General features: G+C 45.0%; 1 protein-coding gene. It reads right to left on the minus strand.

Going from position 1 to position 367, the window contains the following annotated elements; all coding sequences use genetic code 11:
* A partial coding sequence (locus ACVCZW_RS03725; RefSeq protein WP_452231679.1) for a hypothetical protein occupies window positions 1–367 on the minus strand: 367 nt, incomplete at both ends.

Below are 367 nucleotides of genomic sequence, written 5' to 3' on the forward strand. Positions count from 1 at the left end.
TGAACCAGCTGTAGTATAACCATCTGTTCCTGCTGCAACTGTTCCATTTACTGGTACCGTTACTTCCGTTGGTTCTGTTCCTTCTGTTAATGTCGATCCTACTGGTAAAGTAGTCGTATCTACTACGATATCTACTGTCCATGCTGGTACGCCTTCTATTGTATACGTCCCATCCGCTGCTGTTGTTCCTGTTGGCTCTCCTGCGTCTAATACGCCATCGCCATCTAAATCAGCAAATACAGTTACTGGTGTAGTGAATCCGGTTTCTGTTCCGTTTTGTGTTCCATCACCATCTTCATCGTTATATACGGTTCCGGTTACTGAACCAGCTGTAGTATAACCATCTGTTCCTGCTGCAACTGTTCCA

This window comes from Lacinutrix sp. MEBiC02595 (assembly GCF_053601555.1).